General features: G+C 69.5%; 15 protein-coding genes and 2 pseudogenes. 7 read left to right on the top strand and 10 right to left on the bottom strand.

Annotated features, from left to right (window positions below):
- Window position 1: 1 nt before the first annotated feature.
- Window positions 2-628 carry a TetR/AcrR family transcriptional regulator gene (locus OG226_RS30290; protein WP_328682918.1) on the bottom strand — a complete coding sequence of 209 codons (627 nt, stop codon included), beginning with the start codon at window positions 626-628 and terminating at the stop codon, window positions 2-4.
- A gap of 500 nt (window positions 629-1,128) precedes the next feature.
- On the opposite strand from OG226_RS30290, the gene OG226_RS30285 reads away from it, so the two are divergent.
- Complete coding sequence (locus tag OG226_RS30285) at window positions 1,129-2,046, top strand: ABC transporter permease (protein WP_328682917.1); 918 nt, start codon at window positions 1,129-1,131, stop codon at window positions 2,044-2,046.
- Complete coding sequence (locus tag OG226_RS30280; protein ID WP_329350621.1) at window positions 2,039-2,920, top strand: ABC transporter ATP-binding protein; 882 nt, start codon at window positions 2,039-2,041, stop codon at window positions 2,918-2,920. Before OG226_RS30285 ends, OG226_RS30280 begins: the two co-directional genes overlap by 8 nt.
- On the opposite strand, the gene OG226_RS30275 is transcribed toward OG226_RS30280, so the two are convergent.
- Together OG226_RS30275 and OG226_RS30270 are read right to left on the bottom strand one after the other, a co-directional pair.
- A complete protein-coding gene (locus tag OG226_RS30275; protein WP_329350619.1) occupies window positions 2,917-3,369 on the bottom strand; it encodes a GtrA family protein in 453 nt (150 codons plus the stop codon). The two genes, OG226_RS30280 and OG226_RS30275, sit on opposite strands and share 4 nt — an antisense overlap.
- Before the next feature lie 164 nt (window positions 3,370-3,533).
- Window positions 3,534-8,465 (bottom strand): NAD-glutamate dehydrogenase, encoded by a 4,932-nt coding sequence (locus tag OG226_RS30270; protein ID WP_328682914.1) that lies wholly within the window; start codon window positions 8,463-8,465, stop codon window positions 3,534-3,536.
- Between the two features lie 624 nt (window positions 8,466-9,089).
- Between OG226_RS30270 and OG226_RS30265 the strand changes: the two genes are divergently transcribed.
- Entirely contained in the window at window positions 9,090-9,656 is a 567-nt protein-coding gene (locus OG226_RS30265) for a DJ-1/PfpI family protein (RefSeq protein WP_329350617.1), read from the top strand.
- A 147-nt stretch (window positions 9,657-9,803) separates the two neighbouring features.
- Here OG226_RS30265 and OG226_RS30260 read toward each other — a convergent pair whose 3' ends face one another.
- Both OG226_RS30260 and OG226_RS30255 read right to left on the bottom strand, forming a co-directional pair.
- Window positions 9,804-10,469: an HAD family hydrolase gene (locus tag OG226_RS30260; protein ID WP_329350615.1), complete on the bottom strand. Its 666-nt coding sequence runs from the start codon at window positions 10,467-10,469 to the stop codon at window positions 9,804-9,806.
- An 86-nt stretch (window positions 10,470-10,555) separates the two neighbouring features.
- A complete protein-coding gene (locus OG226_RS30255) occupies window positions 10,556-11,071 on the bottom strand; it encodes a DUF6912 family protein (protein WP_328682911.1) in 516 nt (171 codons plus the stop codon).
- A 715-nt stretch (window positions 11,072-11,786) separates the two neighbouring features.
- On the opposite strand from OG226_RS30255, the gene OG226_RS30250 reads away from it, so the two are divergent.
- On the top strand, window positions 11,787-12,215 hold the full coding sequence (locus OG226_RS30250) for an Rv3235 family protein (protein ID WP_329350614.1): 429 nt from the start codon (window positions 11,787-11,789) through the stop codon (window positions 12,213-12,215).
- Window positions 12,216-12,755: 540 nt separating this feature from the next.
- On the opposite strand, the gene secA is transcribed toward OG226_RS30250, so the two are convergent.
- A complete protein-coding gene (gene secA, locus OG226_RS30245; RefSeq protein ID WP_328682909.1) occupies window positions 12,756-15,569 on the bottom strand; it encodes a preprotein translocase subunit SecA in 2,814 nt (937 codons plus the stop codon).
- Window positions 15,570-15,836: 267 nt separating this feature from the next.
- Between secA and OG226_RS30240 the strand changes: the two genes are divergently transcribed.
- Window positions 15,837-16,406, top strand: a complete 570-nt coding sequence (locus OG226_RS30240; RefSeq protein ID WP_329350612.1) for a GNAT family N-acetyltransferase — start codon at window positions 15,837-15,839, stop codon at window positions 16,404-16,406.
- 61 nt (window positions 16,407-16,467) lie between these two features.
- Window positions 16,468-17,643, top strand: a complete 1,176-nt coding sequence (locus tag OG226_RS30235) for a winged helix-turn-helix domain-containing protein (RefSeq protein ID WP_329350610.1) — start codon at window positions 16,468-16,470, stop codon at window positions 17,641-17,643.
- Between the two features lie 19 nt (window positions 17,644-17,662).
- Here OG226_RS30235 and OG226_RS30230 read toward each other — a convergent pair whose 3' ends face one another.
- From OG226_RS30230 to OG226_RS30215, 4 genes and pseudogenes are all read right to left on the bottom strand, one after another.
- Window positions 17,663-18,409 (bottom strand): response regulator transcription factor, encoded by a 747-nt coding sequence (locus OG226_RS30230; protein WP_329350609.1) that lies wholly within the window; start codon window positions 18,407-18,409, stop codon window positions 17,663-17,665.
- 205 nt (window positions 18,410-18,614) lie between these two features.
- Window positions 18,615-19,307, bottom strand: coding sequence for a ribosome hibernation-promoting factor, HPF/YfiA family (hpf, locus tag OG226_RS30225; RefSeq protein ID WP_019056767.1), 693 nt, complete (start codon window positions 19,305-19,307; stop codon window positions 18,615-18,617).
- A gap of 313 nt (window positions 19,308-19,620) precedes the next feature.
- Entirely contained in the window at window positions 19,621-20,307 is a 687-nt protein-coding gene (locus OG226_RS30220; protein ID WP_328686469.1) for a ComF family protein, read from the bottom strand.
- Window positions 20,308-20,799: 492 nt separating this feature from the next.
- Window positions 20,800-21,108, bottom strand: a pseudogene (locus OG226_RS30215) (ComF family protein); the annotation flags it as partial.
- A 91-nt stretch (window positions 21,109-21,199) separates the two neighbouring features.
- Between OG226_RS30215 and OG226_RS51650 the strand changes: the two are divergent.
- Window positions 21,200-21,298 (top strand): annotated as a pseudogene (locus tag OG226_RS51650) (AAC(3) family aminoglycoside 3-N-acetyltransferase); the annotation flags it as partial.
- Between the last annotated feature and the right edge of the window lie 17 nt (window positions 21,299-21,315).

Here is a 21,315-nt window from a genome sequence, read left to right as displayed (position 1 = left end):
CCTACAGCGCCTTGAGACCCTCCGTGGTCGCCCGGGCCAGCGCCCCCAGGTAGCCCTTCGGCAGCTTCGGGCTGCGGATCACCACGGCACGCCAGTACAGGGGGCCGGAGATCAGGTCCAGGGCCAGGTCCTCGTCCATGCCGGGGCGGATCTCGCCACGCCGTTCCGCCGCCGCGAGGATCTTGCTGGCCACGCCCTCCTGGCCCTCGCGCAGCGCCTTCTGCATGGCGTCGGCGATCTCGGGGTTACGGGCCGCCTCCGCCTGGAGGTCCGGGATGATCTGCGAGGCGACGGGGTGACGCAACGCCCGTGACGTCACCTCGTACAGCATCCGCAGGTCACCCTCCAGCGAGCCGGTGTCCGGCGTCGGCAGTCCCATGACCGCGATCGCCGACACGACGTCGAGCACCAGGTGCAGCTTCGAACGCCAGCGACGGTACACCGCCGTCTTGCCGACTCCCGCGCGCCGTGCGATCCCCTCGATCGACATGCGGGCATATCCGACCGCCGCCAACTCCTCGAAGACCGCCGCCCGGATGGCTTCGGTCACATCCTCGCGGAGTACGGCCGCCCCGGCGGGGGTGCGGCGGCGCTGACGTGTCTGGGGCTCGTCGGCGTTCGTCGTCATAGCCCAAGCATAGGGGCGTTGCGACGAAACGGTTGCGTTCCGACGCGGCGTGTGCGTGGCGCGTTGCGACGAAACAGGCTCGTCGTGACGCGGACGGCGCGCGGCGGACGGTGGACCGATGAGCGAGCGGGCGGCTCGTGGGGACGCAACCGGCCCGTCGCCGCGACGGAACCGGCCCGTCCTCGCAACGCGCCCGGCCCGACCCCACGCCAAGATCCCACCGTCCACCCCCGTCCACCCCCGTCCACCCCCGTCCACCCCCGTCCACTCGGACCGTATCGACGCAACAGACCCGTCCCGGCCCAAAACCTAACGGCCTCATCACATCCGTCACGACGAAACGGTTGCGTTCCGACGCAGAATCCGCCTACGCTCACGTTGCGACGATACGGTCCCGTCCCGACGTAAGAGAACGTAAAGAGAAGCGTAAGAAAACGCCGGGCAACGGAACACGGCAGCCGGACGCACGCACCCCCTCCCCCCGAGCGAAAGCAGCGGATGTGAGCCAGGTCCTCCACACACCGCCCCCTTCGCCGGCTCCGGCCGACGAAGACGACCTCGCGGCGCTCGCCGCACGCCACGGCCTCACGGTCAGTGGCGCCCGCCCCTCCCTGAGCGAGTACGTCCGCCAGCTGTGGGAGCGCCGGCACTTCATCACCGCGTTCGCCACCGCCAAGCTGACCGCCCAGTACAGCCAGGCGAAGCTGGGCCAGGTCTGGCAGGTGATGACGCCGCTGTTGAACGCGGCGGTGTACTACTTCATCTTCGGCATCCTGCTGGGCACCAAGCGCGGCGTGCCGGACTACATCCCGTTCCTGGTGACGGGCGTGTTCATCTGGACGTTCACGCAGAGCTCGATCATGGCGGGCACCCGGGCGATCTCGGGCAACCTCGGCCTGGTCAGGGCCCTGCACTTCCCGCGGGCCGCGCTGCCGATCTCGTTCGCGCTCCAGCAGCTCCAGCAGCTGCTGTTCTCGATGGCCGCCCTGGTCGTGATCCTGCTCTGCTTCGGTGTGCCGATCAGCTTCTCCTGGCTGATGGCGATCCCGGTGCTGATCCTCCAGTTCACGTTCAACGCGGGCGTCTCGATGATCATGGCCCGGATGGGCGCGAAGACGCCGGACATCGCGCAGCTGATGCCGTTCATCCTGCGCACCTGGATGTACGTCTCCGGCGTCATGTGGAGCATCGACAAGCTGACCAGCAAGGACCACCTGCCGCACATCGTGACGCTCGCCCTGGAGACCAACCCGGCGGCCGTCTACATCGACCTGATGCGCTACTCGCTGATCGACAGCTACCACTCCAGCCAGCTCCCCCCGCACGTGTGGCCGGCGGCGTTGGGCTGGGCGCTGATCGCCGGAGTCGGCGGCTTCATCTACTTCTGGAAGGCTGAGGAGACCTACGGCCGTGGCTGAGCAGACCGTCGAGTACCACACCGAGCGGACCCCCGTGGCCGCGGACAGCACCATCCCCACCGTCGTCTGCGACGGCGTGGACATCGTCTACCGGGTCAACGGGACCGGCGCCGGACGCGGCTCCGCGACCGCCGCCCTCAACCGCATCATGCACCGCGAGAAGACCGAGAAGGCCGCGGGTGTCCGCAGGGTCCACGCCGTCAAGAAGGTGTCCTTCGTCGCCTACAAGGGCGAGGCGATCGGGCTCATCGGCACCAACGGTTCCGGCAAGTCCACCCTCCTCAAGGCCGTCGCGGGCCTCCTCCCGGTCGAGAACGGCCGTATCTACACCCACGGCCAGCCCTCCCTCCTCGGCGTCAACGCGGCCCTGATGGGCGACCTGACCGGCGAGCGCAACGTGTACCTCGGCGGCCTGGCCATGGGCATGTCCCGGGAGCAGGTCAAGGAGCGCTACCAGGGCATCGTCGACTTCTCCGGGATCAACGAGAAGGGCGACTTCATCACCCTGCCGATGCGGACGTACTCCTCCGGCATGGGCGCCCGGCTGCGGTTCTCCATCGCCGCCGCCAAGGACCACGACGTCCTCCTGATCGACGAGGCGCTGGCGACGGGCGACCGGTCGTTCCAGCGGCGCTCCGAGGAGCGGATCCGCGAGCTGCGCCAGCACGCGGGCACGGTCTTCCTCGTCAGCCACAACAACAAGTCGATCCGCGACACCTGCGACCGCGTGCTGTGGCTGGAGCGCGGCGAGCTGCTGATGGACGGGCCGACGGAGGAGGTCCTGGAGGCGTACGAGGCCTTCACGGGCGGCGCCGACAAGCCCAAGGAAGCGACCCCGGCGCCGGCGCCGGCGGGCCAGGTCGCCGTCGTCTAGAGGTCCTCGTCCTGGAACACCCAGGTGCGGTAGACCAGGAAGCGGAACGCGGACGCGAGCACGATCGACAGGGCCTTCACGGCATTCGCCTCAAGCGGACCGTGGAGGCCCAGTCCGTGGTAGCCGACGTAGAAGAGGCCGCTCTCCATGAGGACGCCGATGCCGCTGAAGACGAAGAACAGGGCGATCCGGCGGGCGCCGGGGGCGTCGCGGTCGCGGTAGGTGTAGTAGCGGAAGCCGAGGTAGTTGGCGCCCATGGCGACGCAGCTGGCCAGGACGGTCGCGAGCATCGCGGGCCACCGCAGGCCGTGCAGCAGGGCGTTGAAGACCGCGAAGTTGACGAGGACGCCGCTGCCGCCGACGATGCCGAATTTCACGACTTCCAGGACGACCTTGCGCACCGGTCGGACGGGCTCGGCCACGCGTTCCTCGGTGAGGTTCGGAGTCACGTCACCAGGCTTAGCGGGGCAGAGTAAGTCCTCCCTCCGATTACCCCTAAGGCACTCCATGAAAAGGGCGCCCCGAGCCGTCACGGCCCAGGGCGCCCTCCTCGTCGTAGCGGCTACTGATGGGCGACTTCTAATGAAGGCGCGTAGTGACTACGACTCAGGGACTACGAGTGCGTGCGCAGCAGCGTGCGCATCGTGCGCATCGCCACCGACAGGTTGGCGAGGTCGAACGTCTCCGAGCCCTGGATCTCGTCCAGGGTCGTCCGCGCCCGGCCCAGGATCGCCGCGTTCTTCTCCTGCCAGGACGCGAAGCGCTGCTCGGGGGTCGAGGTGCCGTTGCCCGCCGCGAGGATGTCGGCCGTCAGCGCCGCGTGGGCCGCGTACAGGTCCTCGCGGATGGAGGCGCGGGCCATGGACTGCCAGCGGTCCGCGCGGGGCAACTCGATGATGCGGTCCATGAGTTGGGTGATGTGCAGGCGGTCGGCGAGGTCGTAGTAGACCTCGGCGACGTCCATCGGGTCCTTGCCCGTGCGGTCGGCCACCGAGACGATGTCGAGCGCCGGGAAGGCGGAGGAGAACCCGGCCACGCGCGTGGCGAGTTCGGCCGGGACGCCGGCGCCGGTCAGCTCGTCGTAGATCTCCTGGTACCAGTCCAGGTCCGCGCCGCGCAGCAGCTTGGGGAGCTGGGACCAGACCTGTTCGACGCGCTCGCTGAAGAACTCGACGGTCTCGGCGAGCTGGAGCGGCTGCGGCCGGTTGTTGAGCAGCCAGCGGGTGCCGCGCTCGCACAGGCGGCGCGAGTGCAGCCGGATGCGGGTCTGGACGGGCGCCTCGACGGTGTTGTCGAGGGCCTCGACGCCGTCCCACACCTCGGCGGCGTCGAAGATCGCGCGGGCCGCGGTCTGCGCCCGGACGATCTCCTCCAGGGAGGCCCCGGTCTCCTCGCGGAGGCGGTGCAGGAAGCTCGTACCGCCGGTGTTGACCGTGTCGTTGACGAGGACCGTGGTGACGATCTCGCGGTGCAGCGCGTGGGTGTCGATCTGCTCGGCGAACGTCTCGCGCAGCGCGGTCGGGAAGTAGGCGTGCAGCAGGGTGCGCAGATACGGGTCGTCGGGCAGCGTGGTGTGCAGCAGCTCGTCGGCGACCGTGATCTTCGTGTACGCCAGCAGGACGGCCGTCTCGGGACTGGTCAACCCCTGTCCCTGGGCAAGCCGTTCGCGGATCTGGCGGTCGGTGGGCAGGAACTCCAGCGCGCGGTCGAGGTGGCCCTCGCGGACCAGGGTGCGCAGGAAGCGCTGCTGGGCGTGGAGCATGTCCTTGGACTGGGCGAGCGCGTTGGCGATCGCGGTGTTCTGCGCGTAGTTGTTGCGCAGGACGAGCGCACCGACCTCGTCGGTCATCTCGGCGAGGATCTTGTTGCGCTGCTTGACGGTCATGTCGCCGTCGGTGACCAGGCCGTTGAGCAGGATCTTGATGTTCACCTCGTGGTCGGAGGTGTCCACGCCCGCGCTGTTGTCGATCGCGTCCGTGTTGATCTTGCCGCCCTGCTGGGCGAACTCGATCCGGCCGAGCTGGGTCAGGCCCAGGTTGCCGCCCTCGCCGACGACCTTGACGCGCAGGTCGGCGCCGTCCACGCGGATCGCGTCGTTGGCCTTGTCGCCGACGTCCGCGTGGGACTCGGTGCTGGCCTTGACGTACGTCCCGATGCCGCCGTTCCACAGCAGGTCGACCCGCGACTTGAGGATCGCCTTCATCAGGTCGGCCGGTGTCATCTTGGCGACCTTGTCCTCGATGCCGAGGGCCTCGCGGACGTGGGCGTTGACCGGGATCGCCTTCGCGGTACGCGGGAAGACGCCGCCGCCGGCCGACAGCAGGTTGGTGTCGTAGTCGGCCCAACTGGAGCGCGGCAGCTCGAACATGCGGCGCCGCTCCGCGTACGAGACGGCTGCGTCCGGGGTCGGGTCCAGGAAGATGTGCCGGTGGTCGAAGGCGGCGACCAGGCGGATGTGCTCGCTCAGCAGCATGCCGTTGCCGAACACGTCACCGGACATGTCGCCGACGCCGACGACCGTGAAGTCCTCGCTCTGGGTGTCGACGCCCAGCTCCCGGAAGTGCCGCTTGACGGACTCCCAGGCCCCGCGCGCGGTGATGCCCATCTTCTTGTGGTCGTAGCCGGCCGAGCCGCCGGAGGCGAAGGCGTCGCCGAGCCAGAAGTTGTAGCTCTCGGCGACCCCGTTGGCGATGTCCGAGAACGTCGCGGTGCCCTTGTCGGCGGCGACCACGAGGTAGGTGTCGTCCTCGTCGTGCCGGACGACGTCCGCCGGAGGGACGACCTCGCCGGCCACCAGGTTGTCGGTGATGTCGAGCAGGGCCGAGATGAACATCTTGTAGCTGGCGATGCCCTCGGCCAGCCACGCGTCCCGGTCCACGCTCGGGTCGGGCAGCTGCTTGGCGACGAAGCCGCCCTTGGCGCCGACCGGCACGATGACGGTGTTCTTCACCATCTGCGCCTTGACCAGGCCGAGGATCTCGGTACGGAAGTCCTCTCGCCGGTCCGACCAGCGCAGCCCGCCGCGCGCGACCTTGCCGAAGCGCAGGTGCACGCCCTCGACGCGCGGCGAGTACACCCAGATCTCGTACGCCGGTCGCGGCGCCGGCAGGTCCGGGATGGCCTGCGGGTCGAACTTCATCGAGACGTACGCGTGCGCGTGCCCGCCGAGCGCCTCCTGGAAGAAGTTGGTGCGCAGGGTCGCCTTGATGACGGTCAGGAAGGACCGCAGGATGCGGTCCTCGTCGAGACTCGCCACCTGGTCGAGCGCCGCGTCGACCTCTTCGAGGAGGGCGTCCACGATCTCGCGCCCGGCGCGCTGCCGGTCCGGCGACATCCGCGCCTCGAACAGGGAGACGAGCAACCGGGTGGTGTGGACGTTGTTGCGGAGGGTGTCCTCCATGTAGTCCTGGCTGAAGGTGGAACCGGCCTGCCGCAGGTACTTGGCGTACGCCCGCAGCACCATGGCCTGTCGCCAGTCGATCCCGGCGCTCAGCACCAGCGCGTTGAAGCCGTCGTTCTCGGCCTGCCCGGTCCAGGTGGCGGCGAACGCCTCCTGGAACCGCTCGCGCGCGTCGTCGCCGAGGTGGTCCCCGCTGCCGTTCTGCGACTTGGGCATCCGCAGCCCGAAGTCGTAGATCCACGCCGTCGTACGGTCCGAGCAGCGCAGTTCGTACGGCCGCTCGTCGACGACCTCGACACCGAGGCGGCTGAGGACCGGCAGCACGGCCGACAGGGAGACCGGGGCGCCCTTGCGGTAGATCTTGAAGCGGCGCTCGTCGGGGGCGGCGCCCACCGGCTCGTAGAGGCTCAGCTCGAAGGTCTGCTCCTCGGTGAGCGCTTCGAGGTGGACCAGGTCGGCCACGGCGGCGCGCGGGGAGTGGTCCGCCTTGTAGCCCTCGGGGAAGGCGTTGCCGTAGCGGCGCACCAGTTCGGCCGCGCGCTCCTCGCCGCACTCGGCGTTCAGCGCGTCGCCGAAGCCGTCGGCCCAGGAGCGGGCGGCCTCGACCAGGCGGGCCTCGATGCGGTCCTTGTCGGCGTCGGACAGCTCCGGCAGCTCGGTGCCCTGCGGGACGCGGACCACGAAGTGCAGCCGGGAGAGGATCGACTCGGTGTTCCAGGCGGTGAAGTCGACGCTGATGCCGTCGAGTTCTTCTTTGAGGATGTCGATGATCCGCAGGCGTACGCCCGTGGTGTAGCGGTCGCGCGGGAGGTAGACGAGGGCCGAGTAGTAGCGGCCGTACTCGTCCTGGCGCAGGTACAGGCGCAGCCGTCGGCGCTCCTGCAGGTAGAGCACGGACGTGACGATGGACCGGAGTTCGTCGACCGGGGTCTGGAACAGCTCGTCGCGCGGGTACGTCTCCAGGATCTGCAGCAGGTCGCGCCCGTCATGGCTGTTGGGCGAGAACCCGGCGCCTTCGAGCACCTCGTCGACCGTGCGCCGGATCACGGGCACCCGGCGGACGGACTCGGTGTAGGCGGCGGAGGAGAACAGGCCCAGGAAGCGGCGCTCGCCGACGACCTCGCCGTTCTCGTCGAACTTCTTCACGCCCACGTAGTCGAGATACGACGGACGGTGCACCGTGGAACGGCTGTTGGCCTTGGTCAGCACGAGGAGCTTGTGCTCGCGGGCCTTGGCCCGGGCGTCGGCCGGGAGCCGCTCGAAGGACGGGCTCACCGGGTGGCTGTCCTCGCCGCCGTGCTGCGGGTCGGAGCGCAGGATGCCGAGGCCGGTGCCGGGGACCGCAGCGAGGGAGTCGTCCTCGCGGAGTTGGTACTCGCGGTAGCCGAGGAAGGTGAAGTGGTCGGCGGCCAGCCAGCGCAGCAGCTGACGGGCCTCCTCGACATCGCTGGAGGGCAGGTCGGAGGCGGTCGGCTCGGTGGGCAGCTCGTCGGCCATCCGCAGGGCCGAGTCCCGCATCTTCTCCCAGTCCTCGACGGCCTCGCGCACGTCGGACAGGACGCGCAGCAGGTCGGCGGTGATCTGCTTCAGGTCGGCGCGGTCGGTCTCGCGGTCGATCTGGACGTGGATCCAGGACTCGGTGTGCGCGTCGTGCGGCAGCTCACCGGCGGGCGGGGTGGTGAGCACCTCGACGAGCTTGCCGGTGAGGTCGCGGCGGACGACGATCTGCGGGTGGATGACGACGTGGATGCCACGGCCCTGGCGGGTCAGTTCGTTGGTCACCGAGTCGACGAGGAAGGGCACGTCGTCGGTGACGACCTCGACGACGGTGTGGCTGCACGTCCAGCCGTTCTCCTCGACCGTCGGGGTGTGCACCCGTACGTTCGCCGTGCCCTGGGGTCGGGTCTCGGCCAGCCGGTAGTGGGAGAAGGCGGCACCGAAGACATCGACCGGGTCGCGGTCCGCGAGGTCCTCCGGGGCGGTGTGCAGGTAGTAGCGCTGGAGGAACGCGAGCACGGTGTCCCGGTCCGGGGTGCCCTCGTCCGTCGTCCCGGTCGGTAGATGCCCCCCGACCGGGCTGTTCTCAGCTACCCGAGCAGCCCTCTCAAGCAACTCGGCCTTTGCTTCGTCCAGCTTGGTCTGCATTGTCCTCTGGCTCCTGTCGCGCGCCGTTGCGTGACGTAGAAAGAAGTACGGTCACTTCCCCTGCGGCTCGACGCCACGGCCCGGGTTCTCCGGTCTGCTCAGACGCTATGCCGCAAGGTGAGATGAGCGGTGGGTTATCAGCCATTTTCGGCACGCCCGACGGGTGTGACGCTGCTCTCTGTCGCGTCGGTACCCGGGGTGTGCACGGCGTCCTGGGAGCCCTTGGAGCTCCGTCCCGCCCGCGAGGGTCTGTCGGACAGACCCTGGGACCAGCGACCGCCGCCCGGTCACGGATGTCGTCCGTGGTCGCCGGGCGCGGAGCAGGGGCGACGATGCCCCCGCGAAATATCGCGCTGATCACGCCACAAGGCTATCTCTCCTTACCGGGGGCTCGTCATGAGCCGGTTGTGTACAAAACAGAGGGTGGAACTTTGACGTTATGCACAGGGGCGCAGTACGTGAAATCGTCGTATTCACGGGCAGTCGGGACGATGACGGTGTCCGAGCTGTGAGGCCCCTTGGCAAGCACCCCGGCACGCGGCACGTTGCCCATGAGTCCACGAACCCGTGAGCTCATGACGCCCGACCGAGACGCATGCCACGGCCACCGAGGAGCGCACCGACATGACAGCGAAGATCCTCATCGTCACCGGAGACGCAGCGGAGTCACTGGAGGTCCTCTACCCCTACCAACGCCTGCGCGAGGAGGGCTACGAGGTCCACATCGCGGCTCCCGAGCGCAAGAAGCTGCAGTTCGTCGTCCATGACTTCGAACCCGGCTTCGACACGTACACCGAGAAGCCCGGCTACACGTGGCCCGCCGATCTCGCCTTCTCCGAGGTCGATCCCGGCCAGTACGCGGCCCTCGTCATCCCCGGCGGCCGGGCCCCCGAGTACCTCCGCAACGATCCCGAACTCCGCAAGATCCTCAAGTCCTTCTTCGACACGGACAAGCCCGTGGCCCAGATCTGCCACGGCCCCCTGCTCACCGCCGCGATCGACGGCCTGCGCGGCCGACGCGTCACGGCGTACCCGGCGCTCGAACTCGACATGCAGGCCGCCGGCGCGACCTTCCAGGACACCGAGACGGTGGTCGACGGCACGCTGGTCTCCGCTCGCGCGTGGCCGGATCACTCCAGCTGGATGCGGGAGTTCCTGACGGTGCTGCGGGCGAAGGCACCGGTGACGTGACCTCGGCGGTCTGCATGAGGTGACGAGGTGAGCGGTGTTTCCTGAAGTGCCGTGTCTCTGAGGCACAGAGCCCTTGAGACGCGGCACTTCGGAAGACACGGCCTCTTGAAGGCGTCGCGGCTCGTCACCCCTGCCGACCGGTCACCGTCACGCCGCCAGCCGCTCCGCCTCCGCGACGGCCTCCGCCAGCGAGTCCACCACCGGTACGCCGACCACTTCGAGGCTGGCCCGGCTGTGCGAACCGCCGGTGTAGAGCACGGCCCGCGCCCCCACGTGCAGGGCGGCCACCGCGTCGTCGGCGGCGTCCCCGATCACCACGGTGCGCGCGGGGTCCACGCCGGTCAGCGCGCCGAGGTGCCGCACCATGTGCTCGGCCTTGCTGCCGCCGGAGGGGCCGGTGCGCCCGTCGACCCGTATGAAGTGCGGTTCTATACCGAACTCCCGCACCAGCGGGACGAGTTCGTCATGGCCGTACATGCTGAGGATCGACTGGCTGCGACCCGCCGTCCGCCACCCCGCGAGCAGGTCCGCCGCGCCCTCGGTGAGCCCGCAGACGACGCGGTGCTCGGCGTAGTACCGATGGAAGGTCACGTCCATGACCTCCCACTCGGAACCGGTGGGCAGCCGCCCCAGCAGCCGCTCGTAGAACTTGGGTACCGGCACGCAGTAGAGCGCCCGGTACTCCTCCATCGTGATCGGCGTCAGCCCCAACTCGGCGAACGCCGCGTTCGTCGCCCCGATGATCGCGTCATTGTCGTGGAACAGCGTGCCGTTCCAGTCCCAGACGATGTGCGCGCTTCCTTGCATCCCCATGCCAAAAAAGTACCCGCCGCCACTGACAATCAAGATAATCGCAGGTCAACGGGCACATAAGGCCATCCGGCCGCCGCCGAACGGGCTCAGTCGGCCAGCCCGACGAGGTTCGGGATCTCCTGCGTCGCGTACCAGAGCAGCTCGTGGTCCTCGGCCCCGTCCACGACGAACTGCGCGTCGTCGTCCCCGCGGTCCGCCGCCGCAAGCGCGTCGGCGGCGGCGCGCACATCGCCCTCCGCGTCCCCGAGATCCACGTGTACGGCGGCCGCCTTGGCCAGCGCCACCGTTCCGCTGACCCGCACCTCGCCGAGCGCCGCCGGGTCGAGTCCGCGATCGGGGTCGGCGTGCGCGGTGCCGTCGGGTACGTCGACGGCGACCACGACCCGGCGCCGCGGCGCGTCGGGGTGCAACGCCAGCAGCCGCAGCGAGCCGAGCGCGGCCCGGTTCAGCGCCGCGTACTCCAGCTCCTCGATGTCGTCGGAGAGGTACCACTCGCGCAGCGCGGGCGTCACGGCGTACGCGGCGAAGGGCCCCGTCCCCAGCTCACCCGTCTTGTACGCCTCGGCGAGACCGGAGAGGGTCAGGGGGACGTAGACGCGCATGGCTGGCCGCTTTCGTAGTTCGGAGAGTGCCCCCAGGAAGGGGGTTCCGCGGACGGTGCCGCGCCTCCGGGAGGGGCTCCAGGATACGTGCGCGGGGTCCCCCATCGAGTCCCCACCCACACCCCCGGAGGCGTCCACCCCACGCCTGAAATTCACCCGGGACACCCCTGCGCCGACGGGCTTCGAGGCCCCTCAATCACTCGGATAAGTGAACAATCCAGCCCCTCCGACGCGCGCCGCCCCTTCCTTGCAACCCCCGCCCATGGCCCCGTACAAGATCCCCAACCACGAAGTTACTTCCCGGTACATCCCGGGCCGACCAAACGGGGACCCCATGCACAAGGTCATGACCAGGACCGCCCAGCACACCCCGACCCGCCCCCCGACCCGCCGCGACCCCCGCCGCCCCGGCACGGCTTCGCCTCGCGGACAGGGCGGGGGCACGTCCCGTACGACACCTGCGGCGGAGAGCGCGGCTCCGGCGACGGACACAGACACGGACACCCCGTCTGCGGCTCCCGGCCAGGGCGCAGCCCGTACGGCACCGGGAGACGGCCGCCCGGCAGCCGCGCCGGGACGCGGGGCTCGTACACCGGCTGCGGCGGGACGAGGCGCAGTCTCTGCCACGCCCACGCCGACCTCAGGCCGAGGCGCAGCCCCTACGGCCCTCGCACCGGCGCCCAGCCACCGCACAGCCCCAACGGCATCAACTCCCGTGGCAGGCCGAGCCGCTCCCCACACCTCGCCGCACGCCGACCCCCACACCGTGCCCGCCCAGGCCGCCCGCAGCCGCGTCCCGCAGCCCCGCCCCACCGACCTCTTCGCCGACCGTCTCCTCGCCGTCCTGAGCGGTCAGCGACCCGTCCACTGGATGCTCCGGCACACCGCCGGACGCGCCTACGACGAACTGGCCCGCCTCGCCGAACACGGCCCCCTGCGCGCCACTCGCGGCACGCGCCCGGTAGTCCGCGACATCGGCTACTACGTCGCCCGCGAGGGCGCCGTGGAGGCCTTCGCCCGCATCGGCGCCGGTGACCAGGTACGGGCCATGGCCTTCCGCCTGGAACGCGGCGCGGACCTCCGCTGGCGCTGCACGGCGGTGGAACTGGGCGGCCCCCGCGCCCCGCACCCGGACGACGACTGAGAAGCCCTGCCGGCGGACCGAAGGCGGTGGAACTGGGCGGCCCCCGCGCACCGCACCCGGACGACGACTGAGAAGCCCTGCCGGCGGACCGAGGGCTACGGCGGCTAGAGCGAACCGGGATCGGGTGGGCTGGCGGCTGGCGGCTGGCGGCTGGCGGCTGGCGGCTGGCGGCTGGCGGCTGGCGGCTGGCGGCTGGCGGCTGGCGGCTGGCGGCTGGCGGCTGGCGGCTGGCGGCTGGCGGCTGGCGGCTGGCGGCTGGCGGCTGGCGGCTGGCGGGCAAGGCAACCGCACGCTACGCCGGGTCGCTCCCGTCCGCGCCGGTCGACGCGCCCCGCCGTACCCACCGCTGCCCCGCGCCCGCCCGCAACCGCACACGCCCGCATTCCGCCCGCACACACGCACACACGCCGAAGGGCCGGGCACCTTCACGATGCCCGGCCCTTCAAGGTCCTCCACCGGAGAGCGGCGGCCCCGGCAAGCGCAACCCCTCATCAAGGGGCCGCCCGCCGCAGCTCAACCGCTCGACCCGCGGAGCGACCGTCACTTCTTGCGGCGGCTGCTCCGACGCCCCTGCTTGCGGCGCTCCGCGCGCGTGAGGCCGTCCGCCTCGGAGCGCACCGGCTCGTCGTCGCTGGTGAAGTCGCCCTCGACGATGCCGCCCTCGCCGTCCACGGTCGGCGCGGAGAAGTGCAGCCGGTCCGGCCGCTGCGGGGCGTCGAGCCCCTTGGCGCGGATCTCGGGACGGGCGCTCGCCTGCGCGGGCACCGTGTCCTCCTTGTCGAGCGACGGCTTGTCGTCCTCCAGGAGGACTTCCTCGACCTGCTGCTCGACCTGGACCTCCAGGTTGAACAGGTAGCCGGCGGACTCCTCCTTGATGCCGTCCATCATCGCGGTGAACATGTCGAAGCCCTCGCGCTGGTACTCGACCAGCGGGTCCTTCTGGGCCATCGCGCGCAGGCCGATGCCCTCCTGGAGGTAGTCCATCTCGTAGAGGTGCTCGCGCCACTTGCGGTCCAGGACCGACAGCACGACGCGGCGCTCCAGCTCACGCATGATCTCGGAGCCGAGCTGCTCCTCACGGTCCTTGTACTGCTCGTGGATGTCGTCCTTGATGGACTCGGAGATGAACTCGGCGGTCAGACCGGCCCGGTCCCCGGCCGCCTCCTCCAGCTCCTCCACGGTGACCTTCACCGGGTAGAGCTGCTTGAACGCGCCCCACAGCCGGTCGAGGTCCCAGTCCTCCGGGAAGCCCTCGGCGGTCTCCGCGGTGATGTACGCGTCGATCGTGTCGTCCATGAAGTGCACGACCTGCTCCTGCAGGTCCTCGCCCTCCAGGACACGGCGGCGCTCGCCGTAGATGACCTCACGCTGGCGGTTGAGGACCTCGTCGTACTTGAGGACGTTCTTGCGGGTCTCGAAGTTCTGCTGCTCGACCTGCGACTGGGCGGACGCGATCGCGCGCGTGACCATCTTGTTCTCGATCGGAACGTCGTCCGGGACGTTCGCCATCGACATCACGCGCTCGACCATCTGGGCCTTGAACAGCCGCATCAGGTCGTCGCCGAGGGAGAGGTAGAAGCGGGACTCGCCCGGGTCTCCCTGGCGGCCGGAGCGACCTCGCAGCTGGTTGTCGATACGGCGCGACTCGTGCCGCTCGGTGCCGAGGACATACAGGCCGCCGAGGTCCTTGACCTCTTCGAACTCGTCCTTGACCGCCTGCTCGGCCCTCTCCAGGGCGGCGGGCAGGGCCTGCGCCCACTCCTCGATGTGCTCCTCGGGGTCGAGGCCGCGCTGGCGCAGCTCCGCCTCGGCGAGGTCGTCGGGGTTGCCGCCGAGCTTGATGTCCGTACCGCGGCCGGCCATGTTGGTCGCGACGGTCACGGCGCCCTTGCGGCCGGCCTGGGCGATGATCGGCGCCTCACGGTCGTGCTGCTTCGCGTTCAGCACCTCGTGCTGGATGCCGCGCTTGGCGAGCTGCTGCGAGAGGTACTCGGACTTCTCGACCGACGTCGTACCCACGAGGATCGGCTGGCCCTGCTCGTGCTTCTCGGCGATGTCGTCGACGACCGCCTCGAACTTCGCGACCTCGGTGCGGTAGATCAGGTCCGACTGGTCCTTGCGGACCATGGGCCTGTTGGTCGGGATCGGGACGACGCCGAGCTTGTAGATCTGGTGGAACTCGGCGGCCTCGGTCATCGCCGTACCGGTCATGCCCGAGAGGTTGCTGTAGAGGCGGAAGAAGTTCTGAAGGGTGATCGTGGCGAGCGTCTGGTTCTCGTCCTTGATGTCCACCCCTTCCTTCGCCTCGATGGCCTGGTGCATGCCCTCGTTGTAGCGGCGGCCGGCGAGGATACGCCCGGTGTGCTCGTCGACGATCATGACCTCGCCGTCGATGACGACGTAGTCCTTGTCCTTCTTGAAGAGCTCCTTGGCCTTGATGGCGTTGTTCAGGTAGCCCACCAGCGGGGTGTTCACCGACTCGTAGAGGTTGTCGATGCCCAGCCAGTCCTCGACCTTGCTGACACCGCCCTCGTGGATGGCCACCGTGCGCTTCTTCTCGTCGACGTCGTAGTCGCCCGTCTCCTCCAGGCCCTTGAGCGAGTTGCCCGCCTCGCCCTTCTTCAGGCGGGTGACGAGCTTGGCGAAGTCGCCGTACCACTTGGTGGCCTGGTCGGCCGGGCCGGAGATGATCAGCGGCGTACGGGCCTCGTCGATGAGGATGGAGTCGACCTCGTCGACGATCGCGAAGTTGTGGCCGCGCTGCACCAGTTCGTCCTGCGACCACGCCATGTTGTCGCGCAGGTAGTCGAAGCCGAACTCGTTGTTCGTGCCGTACGTGATGTCGCACGCGTACTGCTCGCGGCGCTGGGCCGGGGTCATGTTGGCCAGGATGCAGCCGACCTCAAGGCCCAGGAACTTGTGGATGCGCCCCATCATCTCGGAGTCGCGCTCGGCCAGGTAGTCGTTGACCGTGATGATGTGGACGCCGTCTCCGGAGAGGGCGTTCAGATACGCGGGCAGGGTGCCGACCAGGGTCTTGCCCTCGCCGGTCTTCATCTCGGCGACGTAGCCGAGGTGCAGGGCCGCGCCGCCCATCATCTGCACGTCGTAGTGGCGCTGGCCGAGGACGCGCTTGGCGGCCTCGCGGACGGTGGCGAACGCCTCGGGCAGCAGGTCGTCCAGGGTCTCACCGTCGGCGTAGCGCTGCTTGTACTCCTCGGTGAGGGCCTTCAGCTCGGCGTCGGAGAGGTCCACGAAGTCCTCTTCGATGGACTTGACCTGGTCCGCGATGCGGTGCAGCTTGCGCAGGATCTTGCCTTCGCCTGCACGCATGATCTTCGAGAGGACGGACACGGGGCTTGGTCTCCTTGCCGGTCGGGCCTGGGACGGTCGGTTACCAATGACATGACTGAGCAACGGCCATCGTATGCGAGGACCCCGCCACGCCGGGAGCCTGCCGGGGACGCCGACCGCCCACTCCTTCACATCTGCTTCAAAGGGACAACGGCCGGGGGTCGCCGATGGTGCCGCGCCCCTCCGAGGAATTGCGCGAAATGTGATCACCCGCTCACGCTGCGCAAAAGTATGGCGTCCTTGTGCGCCCCCGAGCAGAATCGGCCGATGGAACCCGTAACGCTCTCGACCGACCGTCTCCTCCTGCGCAGCGTCGGCCCGCAGGACACCGACGTCGTGTATTCCGCCGCCCAGGACCCCGACATCCAGCGCTGGACGACGATCCCCTCGCCCTACCTCCTGGAGCACGCGCAGAGTTTCACCGAACAACTGGTCCCGGAGGGCTGGGCGAACGGTTCGATGTTCACCTTCGGTCTCTTTCTCCCCGAAGGGGAGCTGGTGGGGATGCTCGGGATCACGATGCGCTCGCTCGGCGTCGGCGAGGTCGGTTACTGGGGCACGAAGGAAAACCGCGGCAACGGCTACATGACCGAGGCCGTACTCACCGTTGCCCGCTGGGCCTTCACCGCCATGTCGATCGACCGCCTGGAATGGCGCGCGGAGGTCGGCAACAAGGCCTCGCGCGCGGTCGCGGAACGCACCGGCTTCACCATGGAGGGCACGCTGCGCTCCGCGATCAACCACGGGGGCGTACGCCGGGACTGCTGGGGCGGCTCCCTGCTCCCGTCCGACCTGGGCCTGCCGTCGACGGCGCCGTACCTGCCCGCCCGGCGCTGAAGCAGCGGCGAATCCGCAGGTCGGCCCGCGTTGTCAGTGCCACCCTCTATCGTGCGGAGACATGACGAGTGCCCCGCGCCCCACGACCGACCTGTCGGCAGCCGATGCCCGCCGCATCGCCCTGCGTGCCCAGGGTTTCCTCGGCGCCCCCGACCGCCGCGCGGGCGTGCGCGGCGTGCTCCGCCATCTCGGCGCGGTCCAGCTCGACACCATCTCGGTCCTCGCCCGCTCCCACGAACTCATCCCGTACGCCCGCCTCGGCGCGGTCCCCCGCAAGACGGTCGAGGACGCGTACTGGACCGAGACGCATGCCTTCGAGTACTGGTCGCACGCCGCGTGCATCCTCCCGGTGGAGGAGTGGCCCCACTTCGCGTTCCGCCGCCGCGCCTACCGGAGCCGCCCGCACTGGAACCACGACCTCCCCGACGGCACCTACGACCAGGTCATCAAGCAGCTCCGCACCGAAGGACCGCTCACCTCAACGGAGTTGGGCGGCGCCAAGCGCACCAGCGAGTGGTGGGACTGGTCCGGCGCCAAGGTCGCCGTGGAGCGCGCGCTGATGTACGGCGAGGTGGTGTGCGTGGAGCGCCGCGGCTGGAAGCGGGTGTACGACCTCGCCGAGCGCGCGATCCCGAAGGCGCTGCTGCACGACAACTTGGATGACACGGAGTGCCTCCGCCGCCTGGTCAACCTGGCGGGCGCCTCACTGGGCGTCGGCACGCGCGCGGACATCGCCGACTACCACCGCCTCAAGGGTGAGCAGGTCGACGCGGTGATCGCCGACTCGGGCCTGGTCCCGGTCACGGTCGAGGGCTGGGGCAAGCCCGCCTGGGCCGACCCGGCTGCCCTGGAGACACCCCCGCGCGGCCGCCACCGCACCACACTCCTGTCCCCGTTCGACTCCCTGATCTGGGAACGGGCCCGCACGGAACGCATCTTCGGCTTCACCCACCGCCTGGAGGCCTACGTCCCCAAGCCCAAGCGGATCTACGGCTACTTCACGATGCCGGTGCTCGCGGGAGGCCGGCTGGTCGGTCGCGTCGACCCCGCGCGCGAGGGCCGCACACTGGTGGCCAAGCAGGTCACCCTGGACGGCGTGAAGGCCGTCCCGTCCGTCGCCCAGGCCCTGGTCGAGGCCGCGAGCTGGGTGGACTGCACGGACGTACGCGTGGAGCGGGTCGACGCCCCCGAGCTGCGCGCCCCCCTCGCCGGAGAACTGGCCCGCCTCCTGGCATGAGGGACACCTGGCCCGAGGGTCAGCGGATCTCCAGGATCTTCTCCCGCATCGCGTAGACGACCGCCTCCATCCTGGAGTGCAGCTGCAGCTTCTCCAGGATGTTGCGCACATGGTTCTTCACGGTGTTCTCGGAGATGAACAACTGCTTGGCGATATCGCGGTTGTTCATTCCGGTGGCGACCAGTTTGAGAACCTCCAGCTCACGGTCGGTGAGCCGGGGCACGGGCACCAGCCGGCGCTCGTCGGTGCGCTGGATCATCGACTTGAACTCGGTGAGCAGTTTCGACGCCATGGAGGGGCTGATCTGCGACTGTCCGTCGGCCACGGCGCGAATGGCGGTGGCCACTTCGTCGGTCGAGATCTCCTTGAGGAGATAACCCGTCGCGCCCGCCTTGATCGCGTCGTAGAGATCGGCCTCTTCGTCGCTGATCGTGAGCATGATGATTTTCGCGCTGGGTGCCACCTCCTTGATGGAGGTGCACGCCTCGATCCCGCCCCGCTTCGGCATCCGCACATCCATCAGGACGATGTCCGGCAGCAGATCAGCGGCCTTGTCCACGGCCTCGGCGCCGTCGCCCGCCTCGCCGACGACCTGGATGTCCTCCTCGGCCGCCAGCACGATCTCCAGGCCACGACGGAAGAGGGCATGGTCGTCCACGACAAGGACTCTGATCGGCTCCTTGCGTGTCGAGCCCGCATCAGGGCTCATACCGACGACGCCGCCGTCGGCATCTCCGACATGCATCGGTCCGAAGCTGTCCGCCATCGTTCCTCCCCCTGAAGGCTGTGGCCTGTGGTCCTGTGCCATCGCCAACCCAAGGCAGCGGCCCACCGGTTGGGCCTGTACGGCCATGATTCCATGCCCGGACGACGGTGCGGTCACGGAGCGGGGCGCGAAGTGGTCGCACACCGGTGCCCCTGGGGGCGCACACGCGCTCCAGGGGCACCGGCTCAGCTGTCTGCCGGGTGGGTCAGCCGCCCAGCGTGCCGCCGGCCGCGGGCGGTTGCGCCTGCGTGACCATCGGGTCCGTGCTGAGGTGAATGACGCCGTAGTCGTAGGCGTGGCGTCGGTAGACGACGCTCGGTTCCTTGGTCTCGGAGTCGACGAACAGGTAGAAGTCGTGTCCGACCAGTTCCATCTCGTAGAGCGCCTGGTCGAGGGACATCGGAGAGGCAACGTGGGTCTTCTCGCGGACGACCAGGGGGCCTTCGCCCTTGACCTCCAGCGAGCCGATCTTCTTGGTGGGCACACCGTCCGACTGCTCGTCCGGGACGGCGTGGCCGTTGCCGTTGAGCGTTGCTGCGCCCGGGACATGGTCGGGGACCTCGGCGGCGGTGAGCCTGCGGGCGCCGCGCCGGGTGTTGCGCTTGTCGTGCTGCTTGCGCAGCCGGGCATCCAGCTTCTCCGCCGCGAGGTCGAGTGCCGCGTACGGATCGTTGGCCGATGCCTCCGCCCGGATCACCGGACCGCGGGAGCGGAGCGTGATCTCCACTCGGTCACAGCGGTCGGCCTGTCGGGGGTTCGGCTCCTTGGACACCTCCACGTCGAGGCTGATCACCTTGCCGTCGAGCTTCTGGATCTTCTCCAGCTTCAGCTTCTCGGCCACGTGCTTGCGGAACCGCTCGGGCACCTCGGTCTTGCGGCCCTTGACGACGATGTCCACGCAGAACTCCGTTCCCGGATCGCTCCGCTTCGCTGCGGAGCGTCTCCCTTTCGCACCAGGCTCCGGTCACCCCGGACCCTCGGACTCGGTGACTTCCACCTCCTCCTCCCCCATGGGCAAGATCTCCACCCCATGGCCGCGGGTGATTGCAGAAAACCCACAGCACGGCATTCGGATAGGAGAGGTGCGGCCTGCGCCTTTCTCTCACAACCGAACATATCTCGCCCGGACGGATGTCGTCACCCTCTACTGCCGCGTACCTCCGTTCAGGTGAATTGGTCTCGTCATTACCTGCAACGACGCAAGTTCACGGTCAGTTCCGGTTTATTTCGAAGGAATCCGGCGACGCCGCGATCACCGCGGCGCAGATCAGGTCAGCGGGGCCGTTCGCACTCACGATTCCCGGTGCACTGAGTGCCATGTTCCTCCCGTTCTCCATTGATCTCTCGTTGTGTTCCTCTCTGCCTTCCCTGGACACACGCGCGTACACAGGGGCAGTCGCGCCAACTTCCCCGCCGCCCGCGATCGCCTCCCGCACGGCACGCGCCGCCTCCCTCAAGGAGGCCCCGGTCGTCATCAGGTCGTCCACGAGCACCACCGGACCGCCGACGAGCAACCGCGCACCACCCGCGACCACCTCCAGCGCACCGTCGAGATTCCCCATCCGCTCCCGCGAGTTGAGCCCCGACTGATCCGCGACCCACCTCCGCTGCCGCAACACCGCCACCACCCGAGCCGGCGTCCCGGTCCGCCGCAACTCCCCCGCCGCGGCGAGCGCGATCCGCCGGGCCGGATCCTGCCCCCTGGCCCGCACGGTGCTCCGCGCAGAGGGCACGGGGACGAGCAGCACGGGCGCGTGACCGTGGCTCTGGGGCTCAACACGACCGGCATCCGTGTGCCACCCGACTTGCGGCTGGCGAAGCCCCGCCTGAAGTTGCCCGCCCTGATCCTGGCGAAGCCCCACCTGAAGTTGCCCGCCTTCATCCTGGCGAAGCCCCACCGGGACTTGCCCGACCTCAGCCTGGTCATGTCCTGCACGAGCTTGCGCAGCTCTTTTCGTCCAGGGCTGCGCGGCTTGTCCTGCCGGAGCCTGCGCGGCTCCCCCAGCGTGAGCCTGTCGTGCCTGCGGCTGCGGTACCTGGCCCTGCCCACCCTGCACCGAATCTGCCTGATCCCGCCCACTCGGCGCCGTACCAAGCCCTGCGCCAAGCCCTGCGCCATACCCCACAGCCTCTGCCGCTGCCTCCCCCACCTCCCCCGTACCAGGCCCGGCCACCCTCAACCGCGCGACCTGCCCACCACCAGAGCCGGGATCTCCCGCACCCCGCCCCGACCGTTCTGCCGCGCCCCGCGCCCAACCGCCCCGGTCGGCCTCCTCCCGCAGCTCCTCCTCCCCCAGCTCCCCAAATGTCTGCGCCAAGCCTCCGCCCAGCCCCTCCACACCCCCGTCCATCCCCAGCAAGCCCGCATCCCGCCCGGCCACAGCCCCGTAGCCTCGCCCCCGGCTCTCCCGAAGCCCCACCCGCACAGCCCCCGCCAACGCCGCCCCCAACGCCCCCGCAAGCCCCAGCGCCCCCCGTTCCTTATGAGCGAGGATCGCCGCCCGCACCTCATCCGCATAAGGAGCCGCCGCATACGTCGCCGGCAGCCCCACCGGCTCGGGCATCGGTCGTACCCGGCCCGGTACGGCCCCGCTCAGAGCCGCACGGCACTCCGGGCAGAGGACCGTGCGAGGCCTGCCGCAGCCCCCGCACTCGGCCGGCAGCACCAGATCCGTGAGGTCCCGCCACCACCCCCGCATGCCCACCACTGTGCCAACGCCCCGCCCGACCGGCCACCCCTGTGGACAAGGGCCTGTGGACAACTCCGCGCAACCGTCAACAGCCGTCACCCACACGAGTGCGAGGCCACCCGGAACAGCCACCGCGGAACACGCGAACGGCCGCCTCCCCGAGCCTCAGCCCGACCGGAGACGGCCGCTTTCAGTCCGCCACCTCAGTGCCTCGGC

The organism is Streptomyces sp. NBC_01261, from assembly GCF_036226385.1.
Lineage (GTDB): Bacteria > Actinomycetota > Actinomycetes > Streptomycetales > Streptomycetaceae > Streptomyces.
Note: the sequence above shows the minus strand (reverse complement) of the source record. Positions and strands in the feature narration are given on the sequence as shown.